9 protein-coding genes and 1 pseudogene are annotated in these 12726 nt (G+C 64.1%); 3 read left to right on the top strand and 7 right to left on the bottom strand.

What is annotated here, in order from left to right:
* Positions 1-297: 297 nt before the first annotated feature.
* Positions 298-1281: pseudogene (locus tag RBT54_RS16245) on the bottom strand (IS5 family transposase).
* Between the two features lie 474 nt (positions 1282-1755).
* Between RBT54_RS16245 and RBT54_RS16250 the strand changes: the two are divergent.
* The gene (locus RBT54_RS16250) at positions 1756-3183 is read left to right on the top strand and encodes a DUF6880 family protein (RefSeq protein WP_320368104.1); all 1428 of its coding nucleotides are present in this window, start codon (positions 1756-1758) and stop codon (positions 3181-3183) included.
* A gap of 215 nt (positions 3184-3398) precedes the next feature.
* Positions 3399-4613 carry a methyl-accepting chemotaxis protein gene (locus RBT54_RS16255; RefSeq protein WP_320368105.1) on the top strand — a complete coding sequence of 405 codons (1215 nt, stop codon included), beginning with the start codon at positions 3399-3401 and terminating at the stop codon, positions 4611-4613.
* Between the two features lie 110 nt (positions 4614-4723).
* Here RBT54_RS16255 and RBT54_RS16260 read toward each other — a convergent pair whose 3' ends face one another.
* From RBT54_RS16260 to istA, 4 genes are all read right to left on the bottom strand, one after another.
* The gene (locus RBT54_RS16260) at positions 4724-6829 is read right to left on the bottom strand and encodes a TonB-dependent receptor family protein (RefSeq protein WP_320368106.1); all 2106 of its coding nucleotides are present in this window, start codon (positions 6827-6829) and stop codon (positions 4724-4726) included.
* Positions 6830-7379: 550 nt separating this feature from the next.
* Positions 7380-8114: an IS21-like element helper ATPase IstB gene (gene istB, locus RBT54_RS16265; protein ID WP_320368107.1), complete on the bottom strand. Its 735-nt coding sequence runs from the start codon at positions 8112-8114 to the stop codon at positions 7380-7382.
* 43 nt (positions 8115-8157) lie between these two features.
* The gene (locus RBT54_RS16270; protein ID WP_320368108.1) at positions 8158-8433 is read right to left on the bottom strand and encodes a hypothetical protein; all 276 of its coding nucleotides are present in this window, start codon (positions 8431-8433) and stop codon (positions 8158-8160) included.
* Between the two features lie 69 nt (positions 8434-8502).
* A complete protein-coding gene (istA, locus tag RBT54_RS16275) occupies positions 8503-10062 on the bottom strand; it encodes an IS21 family transposase (protein WP_320368112.1) in 1560 nt (519 codons plus the stop codon).
* Positions 10063-10494: 432 nt separating this feature from the next.
* On the opposite strand from istA, the gene bfr reads away from it, so the two are divergent.
* Positions 10495-10974, top strand: a complete 480-nt coding sequence (bfr, locus tag RBT54_RS16280) for a bacterioferritin (RefSeq protein WP_320368109.1) — start codon at positions 10495-10497, stop codon at positions 10972-10974.
* 148 nt (positions 10975-11122) lie between these two features.
* Here bfr and RBT54_RS16285 read toward each other — a convergent pair whose 3' ends face one another.
* Both RBT54_RS16285 and RBT54_RS16290 read right to left on the bottom strand, forming a co-directional pair.
* Entirely contained in the window at positions 11123-12199 is a 1077-nt protein-coding gene (locus tag RBT54_RS16285; RefSeq protein ID WP_320368110.1) for a PepSY-associated TM helix domain-containing protein, read from the bottom strand.
* Between the two features lie 86 nt (positions 12200-12285).
* A partial coding sequence (locus RBT54_RS16290; protein WP_320368111.1) for an ISAs1 family transposase occupies positions 12286-12726 on the bottom strand: 441 nt, incomplete at its 5' end.

The raw sequence follows: 12726 nt of genomic DNA on the forward strand, positions 1-12726 counted from the left end.
TAAGTGATCCACCCTTCGGGTGGTTAAGTGATCCACCCTTCGGGTGGTTAAGTGATCCACCCTTCGGGTGGTTAAGTGATCCACCCTTCGGGTGGTTAAGTGATCCACCCTTCGGGTGGTTAAGTGATCCACCCTTCGGGTGGTTAAGTGAACGCGTAATTGAGAATCACTTGCTGACAAAGGGCCGCCGACAGGCGGCCTTTTTTAGTTTTCGTCCGGATTAGATCTTTCTTGTAGGCCTTAGCTTCACCAAGGCTCGACAAAAACCGTCTTCCCAATGAGGCTATCGATTTTCTCTTACGTCGCAGGTTCCTTAAGTGATCCGATGCTGATGGGCTCAGCGCCTTCAGTTTCGACTCCGTCTTGAACCATCGTACCGGTGAACTCCGGCGCGGCGTTCTTCGCGATTCCCTTGTAGCACCCCCTCGTGTAGCCGAACTGGCGCTTGATTACGCGAAACACGTGTTCGACCCGCACATGGATCGAGGAAATCTTATGGGCGAACCGCTTGTTTGCATCGGTCAGCGGGCGGGCTTTGCTCGCCTTTGAGCGACACACCCCAGAACAGGCCCGCCTTGCGCGCCAAACGCTTGAGCTTGTTGTTCACGTAGCCCTGTTGCCGAACACCGCCCGGTCATCCTCACGCACCGGGAGCGGCAACTGGTTGATGTCCGAGACATTGGCAGGCAGGTGTCACCGAAACGGTAGGCACGAGCCGGGAATTGACGTCGGCACCGACGTGGGCGTTCATGTCGACATACCACTGGTTGCCCTTCATGGTCTGATGCATCTTGGGAGTGCGCTGTTTATTCCGGTTCTCCGTCGAGGGCGCGCGTGGATGATCGTGGCGGCGGGCATTGTCCCGGCCTTGAGATGCACACCGCGCTCCTCGAGCGTTTCGTTGATGATGTTCATCATCTGCCCGGTCAGCGCATGCTTCTCGAGCAGGTGGCGGAACTTGAGGATCGTCTTTTCGTCGGGCATCGCGTCGTCGGTCAGGTTGAGCCCCGCAAAGCGGCGCATCGACTCGGCTTCGTAGAGCGGACCCTCCATCGCAGGATCAGACAGTGCGGACCACTGCTGCCTCAAGTAGATCCGCTGCATCGTCGAGAGCGGCGTCGGCCGGAGGCCGCGCCTGCCCGTTGTCGGGTAGTGCTGCTCGATCACCGCGAGCAGCTCTACTCGAGGCCCGACCTTCTCCATCTCGGCCTGGAAGGGCTCCCGGCGCGTCTGTTTCTTTTTCCGTTCGAAAGCCAGCGAGGCGAAGGTCGTTTGCTTCATGGTGGCAGCGCGGTGTATGACCTTAGCAATTTTCCGGCACTGAATAGGTACTCCCAGAAATTGCCTAAATTTTGGGCAAAGAAGCTCAGAACCCCAAGTAACTTAAACATGGTCCCGGACCATGTTTAAGTTACTTGGGGTCGCCGCCTTTCCTGGGGCGAGTGATGCCGCTCCGCGTTCCAGTGCATTCGCGATGTGGTGATACATTGATATATGCAGATTGGGAGGTCTTTGTTTCTTGATGCCGTTTCGTGGCGACGCCCGGAAGCCGAGTGCGTGATGCGCAGGTGCGCTGTTCGGATTGCGTCCCTGCGCGGAGGTGTTGCGCAGGTCCGGCGCGGTCCCGCAACATCGGTATTTTCTCCACACTCCGACTCTGTGACGGTGGCCGAATGACGAGAGGGCTTTTGAGCCAGCCTCACCGCAAGCAGGTGAGCTTTCATCGCACTGCCCGGAGTCCCCAGATCGAAGCCCATGGACAACCAGCAACAGGTTATCGACTATCTTGAGACCCTCGGTGCCCCAGCATTGCGCAAGGTGCTGCTCGAGGCCGCCCTCAACAACGCAGAACTGTGGAAGCGCCTGGTGACCCAGGCGACGGCGGCAAAACGTCCAGGCTTGCGAGTGCTCGAGAAGGCACTTCTGCATAGCCTCACACCCGAAGGCAGTTTCGGCTGGGCGGATGACGCCGGCTACGCCGATCGTGTGGAAGATGCGGTCCGACTGCTCGACGCACGCATCGGCGATGGCGATCCTGCCTTGCTCGAGCTCATTGAGGCGCTCATCGATCTCGTGGAGCGGTCGGTCGAGCAGTTCCACGAGTCGTCTGGCCTCCTGGATGATGCGATCCGCGACCTTCACCGAACGCATCTCGACGCTTGCGCTGCGCTTCACATTTCCCCAGACGAGGTGGGGCGCGCGCTATTCCGACGGCAACTCGATGACCGCTGGGGCTATCTTCCCGAAATCATCGACGACTACTTCGAACTGATCGGCGAAGCCGGTCAGTCTGCGTACTGGCGGGCTGCCTTCGAAGCCTGGGAAGCCTTGCCCGACCTTGAGGCAGTAGACAGGAGTTCCTCGGTTAGTGCAAGGCGTCATGCGATCGAAGCAATCGTCGAGGGAAAGCTGGCTCAGGCTGGCGATCTGGACGCCCTGATCCGGGCGAAAGCCAGAAATCTCTCCCGAAGTGGTCGCCATCTCGAGCTCGCACAGCTTTGCCGAGAGAACGGGCGACTTGGCGAGGCGATCCGTTGGGCGGAGGAGGGCTTCAAAGCGTTTCCGATCAATGAGGCCTACCCGCTTGAGGACCTTCTGATCGAGCTCTACCGTGAAAGCGGAGACTACGAAAAGGTGGAGACGGTTGCTTGGCAACGCTTCGAGCGTCTGGCCGGCTGCAACGGCTTCTTCGATCTGCTCGAGGTTGGCAAGCTGATCGGAAAAGAGGGCAGCTTGCGTGAGCGGGCGTTGGGGCTGTTGTGGTCGCGGGTCGAGAAACAGGAGGCCGAGTCCTCAACGGGTGGATCGTCCCGACGGTCGGCCCTGTTCGGATTCGAACGCGACCAACTCGTCGGCATTCACCGCGAGGAAGGAGACGCCGATGCGATGTGGGCAGTCTTCTGCGGAGGTCCCGTCTCCGTGAAGTTTTGGCAGCAGGTGGCGGCCATTCGAGGCAAGACGCATCCCGACGAGGCCGTTGCGCTTTACCGTCGGCTGCTCCCGCACGTGGTCGAAGCCGAAGGGCCGGGAGCACGCTACGAGCGCGCGTTCGAGATTGTCACCGCGATCCGGCAGCTTCGACTCGAGCGAGGTGAAGTTGAGAAGTTCGAGGACGAACTGCGTTCAATCAGGAGTGAGTGGAAGCGCAAGCGCAATTTCATGAAACGGCTCGATGGACTCTGAGGCCGTCGAAACGCGCGGGAGGGTGCTCCGTTCATGTCATAGGCGCTGACGTGTGGCGGTCCAGCGAAGGTCGAGTTTGCCGCTTTGCTGGATGAAACAACTGATAGCGCGGGGCGGGCTAACGCATGCGTCCTTTACTCATACGTACCACGTAATACGTATTACGGTACGCATCCCGGGTGGGCATAGGGGGCGACGGCCTGCACCCGCCGTCGATGGGCGCGCGCGTCTCGTTCTCAGGCGGCAAGCCGACGGTCACCGACGGGCCCTTCATCGAGACCACGGAGGTGCTCGGCGGCTACTGGATGATCGACGTGAAGTCGAAGGCGGAGGCAATCGCGTGGGCGTCGCGCTGCCCGATGGCGGACAACGAGATCATCGAGATCCGGCAGGTCCAGGAGATGTCGGACTTTCCACCCGACGTCCAGAAAGCGGCCGAGGGTTTCGACGCGATGCAGGCACAGCGCTCAGGCCGGCGGATCGATTTCACGCAGCGCGTTCCCGTGACCCGCAACGACGAGATCGGCCAGTCCGTGCGCGCGTTCAATTCCTTGCTCGATACCCTGCAGCACAGCCTGGGCGCCATCGTCGGCATCATCCGCAGCAACGAGAACGCCACGGCCGAGATGCATCAGTCGGCACTCGTCGTGGCGCACATTGCCTCGGAAGGCAGTGATTCGTCCAAGCACATCCAGCAGGCCGTCCAGTCGATCCAGCAGCACATCCTCGACATCGATCGAGAGTCGCGTCAGGCCGGCCGGATCACCGAGGCGTCGAGCCAGGCAGCCACTTCGCGCAGTGCAGTGATCCGCGAAACGGCCAACCGCATCGATGCGCTGGCCGCGCACATCGACGGCGCCTCGGCGCAGGTGTTCGCGCTGGCCGAGGAAGTGGGGGAGATCGAGAGTGTAGTGTCCGAGATTCGTCAGATCGCCGACCAGACCAATCTGCTCGCCCTCAACGCGGCAATCGAGGCCGCGCGCGCAGGGGAGACGGGACGGGGCTTTGCGGTGGTGGCCGACGAGGTGCGCAAGCTGGCCGAACGTTCGGCCGCCGCGACCGAACTCATCAACCAGCGCATCGGCGGCATCCACCGCGCCTCGCACGAGTGCACCGGCCTGATGCAGCGGGTCGGCGTCGAGATGGAGCAGAGCACGACCCTGGCGCGCTCGGCCGGCGAGGCGATCGAATCGATCGAGCAGTCGGCGCAGAAGGTGATCGAGGTGGTGGGCGAGATCATCCGCCTGGTGCAGATCGGGCAGGGGGCTGGCGCGGAGATCGTCGAGCAGGTCGGCACGATCGATGGCCTGCTGGACCGGGCTCACCAGGCGGCCGGGCACACCAAGGTGGCGGCCGACCGCATTCGCGAGATCTCGCAGGAGCTGGCCACGATCGTTTCGCGCTTCCGCATCGAGCCGTCGGCCATTTGAGCGCTGGGGCCGGACTTGCGGGGCACGCACCCTGAGGAAACGTGCTGCCCACAATCCGGCCACGTGATCCGCCCGTTGGGCGGGGAAGGACACGCGTCGCTGGCGTACCGTCAGAAGCTGTACCTGGCCCCCACCTCGACCGAGCGCTCAGGCCCGACGTAGATGCCCTGGCGCAGGCTCGCGACGTAATGTTCATCCGTGAGGTTCTTCACCGCCCCGAAGACGCTGAACTGCTTGTTGATCGCGTAGCTCGCGGTCAGATCGACCGTGGTGTAGGCATCGAGCTGGCCGGTGAAGAAGCCCGAGGTGTTCTCCTTGATCGCCACGGTGTTGGCGGCGTCGGTGAACTGCTCGTCGATGTAATTGACGCTCAAGGCGGTCTTCAGCGGTCCCGACTGGTAGGCGAAGATCAGGTTGGCGACCCATTCCGGTGCGTAGGTCACCCGGTTGCCGTCGGGGATGTCGAGCGAGCCGTCCGCCTTGTAGCGGTTGCCGACGAATTCGGCATCCGGGATCCAGGTCGCGTTCGCATCGACGCTGAAGCCGTTGCCGAAGTCGTAACCGATCGCCGCTTCCAGACCCTGATGCAGCGTCTCGCCGCCGTTGGTGCGCTGGAAATCGCTGTTGCTGTTGGCCGGAATGATCTGGTTGTCGAAGTCCATGCGGAAGGCGGTCAGCTCGTAGCGCAGACGCTCGTTGTTGCCGCGCACGCCGATTTCGAAGTTGATCGAGCGTTCGGCCTCGAGCTGCTGATCCTGCAGGCCACTCAGTGCGTCGCCGTTGAGCGCCGGGCCGAAGGCCTTGTAGACGCCACCGTAGAGCTGGGCCATGGGCGCAACCTGGAAGGTGAAGCCGAGTCCGGGCATGACCTCGGTGTTCGAGGTTTCGGCGCGCTGGTTGCTCTGCAGATCCTCGCGGGTCTGCTCGTAGCTTTCCACGCGCACGCCCGGCGTGATCGCGAGACGGTCGTTGATGATGAAGCGGTTCTGCGCGAACAGCGCGTAGCTGGTCGCGGAGTCCACCACGTCCTTGGCGAGCGTGCCGCTTCTGGGCGTGGCGCGCTTGGCATTGATGGTCTGGTCGACCATCTCCTCGTCCATGATGCGAATACCGAGTTCAGTCTCGTTGCGCATGCCGAAGCTGCCGTGGCGGATGGCGAGCCGGCTGTCGAGGCCGAGGCGTTCGAAGCTGCGGTTGTTGCCGTTGACGCTGTCGCTGTAATTCCACTGGGTGAGACCATTCACGACCTTCGTCGGCGCACCGCTGACCGTGCCGAAACGCCAGTAATCCCGGCTCATCTCGCTCCAGTAGAGCAGGGTGTTCAGGGTGGTGTCGGCGTTGATGGCCCACTCGTGGTTGATGTCGAAGGAGTCGCGCTCGGTGAGGAACCAGTCGTCCGGGGCCGGGTTGAAGCTGGCGCCCGCTTTGTAGGCGTCGAGGAACACGCCGCGATAGGAGATGTTGGCGTCGTTCTCGTAATGGGTGAACTTGGCGCCGATCCACTGGTTGTCACCGATCGCCATGCCGCCCTTGACCATCAGGTCTTGCATCTCGAAGCCCTTGTCCTGGAAGCCGTCGCTACGCGCGTCCGTGAACACCAGGCCACCGATTGCATCGCCCGAGGGCGATTGCCCGCCGGCTTCGACGGTCGCCTCCTTGTATCCGTGCGAGCCGACGCGGCCGGACAGGGACACGCCGGGCTCCGGCGTCTTTGTCTTGTAGTTGATGACGCCGCCGATGGTGCTGGGGCCATAACGCAACGACGCCGCGCCCTTGAGCACCTCGATGCTCTCCATGCGCTGGATGCGCGGGTTGTAGTAGCGCCCGTTGCCAACGAAGAGCCCCGGCGCCACCGGCACCCCGTCTTCCAGGATCAGGGTCTTGTAGTCGGCCGCGCTCAGGCCGCGCATGCCGATGTTGCCAACGACCGCCGACTCTTCTTCCGGCTTGATCACCACGCCCGGCACGGACTTGAGTGCAGCCTCGGTCGACAGCGGCTGCGTGCGCTCCAGGCTTTCCTTGGTCACGACATTGACCGCGCCGGGGATCCGCTGCTGGGCTTCGGCATCTTCGCCGACCACGTCGATGCGGGGCAGTGCTACTTCGGCGGCGGTCACTGCGCCAGGAAGCGACAGCGTTGCCGCCACCGCGAGCCACAGGCTGTTGCGGCGCAGTGTACGTGCGGGGGTGCTCGGTGCGAGCGTGTTGCAATTCATCAATCACTCCTTGCTTGCGAATGTGGCTGGCTTGCCGCAAGGGGTGCGACTGGCTGGCTGGGAAAGATGGACCTACGGGCCCGATGAAGGGGGGTTGCGTCTCAGTGCGGGGAGGTTCGCCGACCCGCCAAAGTGGCGGTTGGACGTCTGAGTCGCCAGAAAACTGGGATCTTTTAGACTTCGTAAATAAGAATTGTTGCCAAATGAAAAGAGATCGCATTTGACCACGGGAGCCACCACACGGTCAATTTGTTGTGGAGCGAACGTTCCTGACGGGTGAGGCCTCGCGTCCGATGATCCTTGCGCGGTGAAACCCGACTCGCGGCTGCTCTTCCGCCGATGGGTGCGCATTCCGACGATCGTGACCGCTCATACCGACGAACGTGACCGGTGTTCTGTGCGCGCCAGCGTGGTGTTCAGAGTTTAACCGCGTCGGTCACGATCACGGTCATTTCAGGGCATGGCATAGGCTTATCCACAGGCGGCCGCCAGCGCGCCTCATACGCTGGCGGGCGGCCGGCTGTGGGTAAGCCGTACAGCACGCGCGGCCTCATGCTGTTGCCTTCTTTCGCATCGATTCGCCCTTCAGGGCGAGCTTGTGCGCGGCATGCACGATGCGGTCGAGGATCGCGTCGGCGAAGGTTGGGTCGCCGAGGTAGGCGTGCCAGTGCTCGATCGGCAGCTGGCTGGTGATCACCGTCGAGCGGCTGCCGACCCGGTCGTCGAGGAGCTCGAGCAGATCGCTGCGCTCCTGCGCCGAAGGCGCCGCCAGTCCCCAGTCGTCGATCACGATCAGGTCGAGCCGGGCCAACTGCATGAGCCGTCGGCTGAAGCTGCCGTCGGCGTGGGCGAGGCGCAGCTCCTCGAACAGGCGCGGCAGGCGCACGTAATAGGCCGACAGCCCCTGGCGGCAGGCGGCGTTGGCGAGTGCGCAGGCGAGCCAGGTCTTGCCGCTGCCGGTGGGGCCGGTGATCAGGCAGTTCTGTGCCTGGCGGATCCAGTGGCAGGTGCCCAGTGCGGCGAACTGGCTGCGCTCCAGGCCGCGCCCGACGCGGTAGTCGACATCCTCCAGGCAGGCGCCGCCGACTTTGATGCGGGCGGCCTTGAGCAGGCGCTCGATGCGCTTGCCGTCGCGCAGCAGCAGCTCGCGGTCGATGAGCTGGGCCAGGCGCTCGTCGAAGGTGAGCGCCTCGATGGCGGGGTGAGCGTGCTGCTCTTCGAGAGCGCGTGCCATGCCCTCGAGGCGCAGGGCACGCAGTTGGTCGAGCGTGGGATGGGTGAGCATCGTGGTTTCTCCGGTGGGGGTGGTTGAGGGGGTGGGTCGTGCGTTACGGCGTAACGGCGTCGGCAGGCAAACGCAGCCGCCGCTCGTAGTAGTCGGTGCGTAGCGGCGCCGGAAGCGCCGCGACCGTGCCCTGCTCGGCCCGCACGAGCAGGCGCTCGAGCATTGCGCGCTGGGTGAGGCCGTGGGCGCTGGCCAGGCGTTCGAGGGCGCACTTGGCGTGCACGCTGAGGATCAGGTTGAGTCGCACGCCTTCTCCGTCGTCCGATTGCAGGTGACGGGCGCGGTAGGCGGCTTGGCGTTGTGCGTTGGAGGTGGGCATGAAGGCTCCTGAACGGGGATGGGACGCTCGCGGGCAAGTTGTTCCGTTACGGCGTAACGGTGCGGCGGGTCAGTGGTAGTAGTGCGCACCGCGCAGGTTGGCGTGCGCATCGGGCAGGGCGAGTTCGGCCTGTTGCGGCGCACTCGCCGGCAGCGGTGCGCGATCGAGCCCGGTCTTGAGCATCGAGGCGAGGTTCTTGTAGCGCATCGCCCCGAGCGCGACGGCGCGGGTGGCGGCGGCCTCCAGCCGTGTGTTGCCGTACTGGCGTGCCAGGCGCATCAGCCCCAGGCAGGCGCGGTAGCCCTGTTCGGGGTGCGGCATGCGTTCGAGCTGGAAGGCGACCACGCGCTCGGTGTGCGGCCCCACCGTGGCACCCCAGGCGATGAGCTTGCTGGGCGACCACTGGCGGTGGGCCTGGTGCGAGGCGGGCATGTGCTCGGTGAGCGTGCTGAAGGCGCCGCGCCGGTGGCTGCGCGCATGCACCGCCACGCGGCGTCCGCCGGCGAAGCACTCGATGCTCGAGGGCGTGACGCGAAGTTCCAGCACCTGCCCGACCAGCGCGTGGGGCACGCTGTAGTAGTGGCCGTCGAACTCGACGTGATAGTCGATGTTGGGCTTGGCCTTCTTCCACTGGGCGAACTGGAACGGCGTGGCGGGCAGCGCACGCAGCGCCGGCTGGTCGAGCGTCTCGAAGGCGCTGCGACGATTGCCCGGCAGGCGCTGGAAGGGGCGTGCGTTGAGATCCTCGAGCAGCTCGGCGATGGCCACGTCGAGCTCGGCCAGCGAGAAGAAGCGCCGGTGCCGCAGCCGCGCCAGGATCCAGCGCTGCACGATCTGTACGCCCACCTCCACCTTGCTCTTGTCCTGCGGCTTGTAGGGGCGTGCGGGCAGGATCGCCACGCCGTAGTGCTGGGCGAACTCGGCCGTGGTGCGCTGCAGTTGCGGCTCGTATCGGTCCGGTTCGCCGACCATGGAGCGGGTGTTGTCGGGGACGATCAGCTCGGGCGCGCCGCCGATGAAACGCAGCGCCCGCCCCAGCGCCCCCAGCCAGTCAGCCTGCGACTGCGTGGCCGTGGCGCAGGCGAAGGTGTAGTTCGAGGCCCCGAGCACGGCCACGAAGATCTGCGCCCGAGAAATCTCGCCGGTCTCGGCGTCGACGATCGGCACCGTGTCGCCCGCGTAGTCGATGAAGAGCTTCTCGCCGGCGCGGTGCACCTGGCGCATCGAGCGCTTGAGGCCCTTGGCGAAGTCCCGGTAGAGGTCGCAGAAGCGCGAATACTGGTAGGTCGGCCCGGCCGTCGCCTGGACGTACTCCTCCCACAGCAGTGCGAGGGTGACGTTCTTGCGCTTGAGGCCTTGGTGGACGGCGGCGAGATCGGGCATCCGGTAGCCCACCGCCGTCCCGCGCGGACGCGGCGTCCCGCCCAGCAGTGCACGCAAGCGCGCCTCGTCGGCCGCCGCCAGTTCGGCCCAGCTCACGCCGCTGGCCTCGGCGGCCTTCACGTACTTGGCGACGACGCCCTTGGAGATCGACAGCGCGCGCGCGATGCGCTCATGCGAGAGCGCGCAGTCGTACTTGAGCCGTAACAGCTCCTTGATGTTGTGCATGGCAATCCGCTCCGCCGGCATCCCTTCGCTCCGCGCAAAGCGCGCGAGGGTAGCCGTGACAACGATGGTTGCCACGCTGGCCGCACAGGCCGTTCCGATTTGATCGTGACCGACGATTCCGACAACGTGACCGGTGATTCCGACGGCGGCCCAAATCGGTCACGATCAAATCGGAATCGCCGGTCACGACCTCGGAATCACCGGTCACACCCTTCTCGGAATGGGCGGTCACGATGGGTCGGAATACGCACCGATGGGGGCGCACTTTTTTCGGCGACGGCTTTGGCTGGTGCCTAAACTTGTGACGGGCGCTCTGCACCCGGCCCGACAGCGCGGGGGAACCCGGTGATGCGGAGCGCCAGCACCCCGATGCGGTGCCCGGTATCCTGGAAGACGTTACGACCTTGGATGGCGGGCGCGATCGACGTTCTTCGACCTGCGGAGGGCAAGGCGATGAAAGGCGACAAGAAGGTCATTCAGCTGCTCAACAAGCAGCTCACGACCGAGCTCACGGCCGTTAACCAGTATTTCCTGCATGCGCGCATGTACAAGAACTGGGGCCTGGTCAAACTGGGCAAGCACGAATACGACGAGTCGATCGAAGAGATGAAGCACGCGGACAGGCTCATCGAGCGCGTGCTGTTTCTGGAGGGGCTGCCCAACCTGCAGAACCTTCACAAGCTCATGATCGGCGAGCATGTGCCCGAGTGCCTGAAGGCGGATCTGAAGCTCGAGATGGGCGGCCGCGTCGAGCTCATCGAGGCGATTGCCTATTGCGAATCCTGTAATGACTACGTCTCCCGTGAGCTGCTCGAGCACATCCTCGAGGACACCGAGGAGCACATCGACTACCTGGAGACCCAGCTCGAGCTGGTCGAGCGCGTCGGCCTGCCCAACTACCTGCAATCGCAGATGGAGGCGGGCGGTTCGTGAGGGGCGTTGATCGGCCTGCGAGCCTTTCGGAGACATCGCGGCGTGTTTGCCTCAAGGGCGAGCGTGCCGGCGTCAAGGAGAAGGGCTGCATGTCCGGGATCAATGGCCTTGGGCGATCTGTCGGTGCAACCCCGGAGACGAACGGGCGTTATCGCCTACGGCGCCACCACAGGAGCAGGCCTGTGAAGCTGTACGCCGACAGTGCCGCTCCCATGAGGAAGCTTAGGCCCGTCCACACTGGCCCCCAGAGCTCCCCGGTGTGGAAAGGGTAGATGTATGAATAGGCTTGCGTTCCTGGACTCAGATCCGACCATCGATCTACGCGGATAGGGTCTGCGTTGTTGGGATGCAGCCATACGGACGTCAGCCCATTTGGATGGGGGTCGTCCGGGAGACGCAAACGGACCCGGATCGGCAACGACGGCTTGGCCGGGACCTGGACGTATCCGACCGCCGCTTCAGGAAACGCTGCGCGGGCCCGGGCGACAGCCAGCTCGACGATTTCCGAGCGCGCCGGACCACCCGACACCAGCGGCGGGGAGGCTGGCGGGGTATCGCTCAGGGCGTTGACCATCCCCGCGATGGGTGGCCACGCCATGTAGGCGCCAGAGAGCACCGCAAGCAGGACGAATATGCCGAACACCACACCGGTGACCCTGTGCCAGTCGAAAAGGGCAACGCGCCCGCCTGCTGACCACCGAATGGATAACGCGTTCCTCCATCGGGTGGGCCACCACAGATAGACACCGGACGCGAGCATCAACAGGTAAGCAAAGGCGGCCAAGGTGAGCACCGCCTTGCCTGCCTCTCCGGCAAACAAGTTGCTGTGCAGTGCGAAAAGGACGCCCATCATCCCCTCCACCTCACCCCGGCTACCGAGGATCTCGCCCGACGCGGGGTGCAGATAGACGGTTCCTTTCCAGCTTCCCCTCACGTGAGCCTGGAAGGATTCCTGCTCCTCGCGGGGAGGGCGAAGCGTGATGTCCGCATCCGGGCCCAGCTCAGCCTTGAGGCGCTCCATGACCGCCCGGTAGTCGACCGTGGACGCATCGGGGACATGGAACAGCGCCTGATTGAGGGATTCGTCGAGCGGCTCCGCGAGCAGCATGGCGCTGCCGGTCAGGGCAGCGACCAGCAGCACGATGCCGAGACTGAGGCCGACCCAGCGATGCACCTTCAGCCACAACCTCCGCAGCCGCTGACGCGGTGCGGAGGCCGATCGCATGCTGGGGTTACCAGGCATGCTTGTAGGTGGCGTGCAGGGTGGCGCCCGATGCGGCGGCATAGGCGCAGGGCCATCGCACTCGAAAGTCATAACGGATGAATTCCGAGCATTTTCATACGGATATCGTCATCCCAGGCCGCCCGCTTGCGCTTGAGCCGCAGGCTCGTCTTGGCGGTGTCGGTCTTGTCCGCACGAATCAGGTTCAGCACGATCTTCTTGAGCAGCGAGAGGTTCTGCGGCGCGTTGTCCTTGCGGATCATGCAGTCGTCTTCACAGAAGCAGACGTCGAGCATCCAGTGCAGGCGATTTTCGATGGCCCAGTGCGCGCGCACGGTCTTGGCCAACTCCTCGGCGCTGAGTTTTCGCGAGCTGATGTAGTAACGCTCTTCGAGCTCAGCGGCCTTGTCGCCGACCACGCGCTGCGAGACGACGCAGCCGACCGTCTTGCAGCCAGGCCACAGTTCGGGGTCGATCTCCTTGCCACTGGCGGCGACCCAACTGAGCTGCATCACCGTCCTGCCATGGGA

It is taken from the genome of Thauera sp. (genome assembly GCF_034003485.1).
Lineage (GTDB): Bacteria > Pseudomonadota > Gammaproteobacteria > Burkholderiales > Rhodocyclaceae > Thauera.

Bases quoted from the DNA above. Each gene is read 5' to 3' on its own strand.
- RBT54_RS16255 (WP_320368105.1), top strand. From the start codon at position 3,399: ATGGGCGCGCGCGTCTCGTTCTCAGGCGGCAAGCCGACGGTCACCGAC.
- istA (WP_320368112.1), bottom strand. From the start codon at position 10,062: ATGCCGGCGGAGCGGATTGCCATGCACAACATCAAGGAGCTGTTACGG.
- bfr (WP_320368109.1), top strand. From the start codon at position 10,495: ATGAAAGGCGACAAGAAGGTCATTCAGCTGCTCAACAAGCAGCTCACG.
- RBT54_RS16250 (WP_320368104.1), top strand. From the start codon at position 1,756: ATGGACAACCAGCAACAGGTTATCGACTATCTTGAGACCCTCGGTGCC.
- RBT54_RS16270 (WP_320368108.1), bottom strand. From the start codon at position 8,433: ATGCCCACCTCCAACGCACAACGCCAAGCCGCCTACCGCGCCCGTCAC.
- istB (WP_320368107.1), bottom strand. From the start codon at position 8,114: ATGCTCACCCATCCCACGCTCGACCAACTGCGTGCCCTGCGCCTCGAG.
- RBT54_RS16285 (WP_320368110.1), bottom strand. From the start codon at position 12,199: ATGCGATCGGCCTCCGCACCGCGTCAGCGGCTGCGGAGGTTGTGGCTG.
- RBT54_RS16260 (WP_320368106.1), bottom strand. From the start codon at position 6,829: ATGAATTGCAACACGCTCGCACCGAGCACCCCCGCACGTACACTGCGC.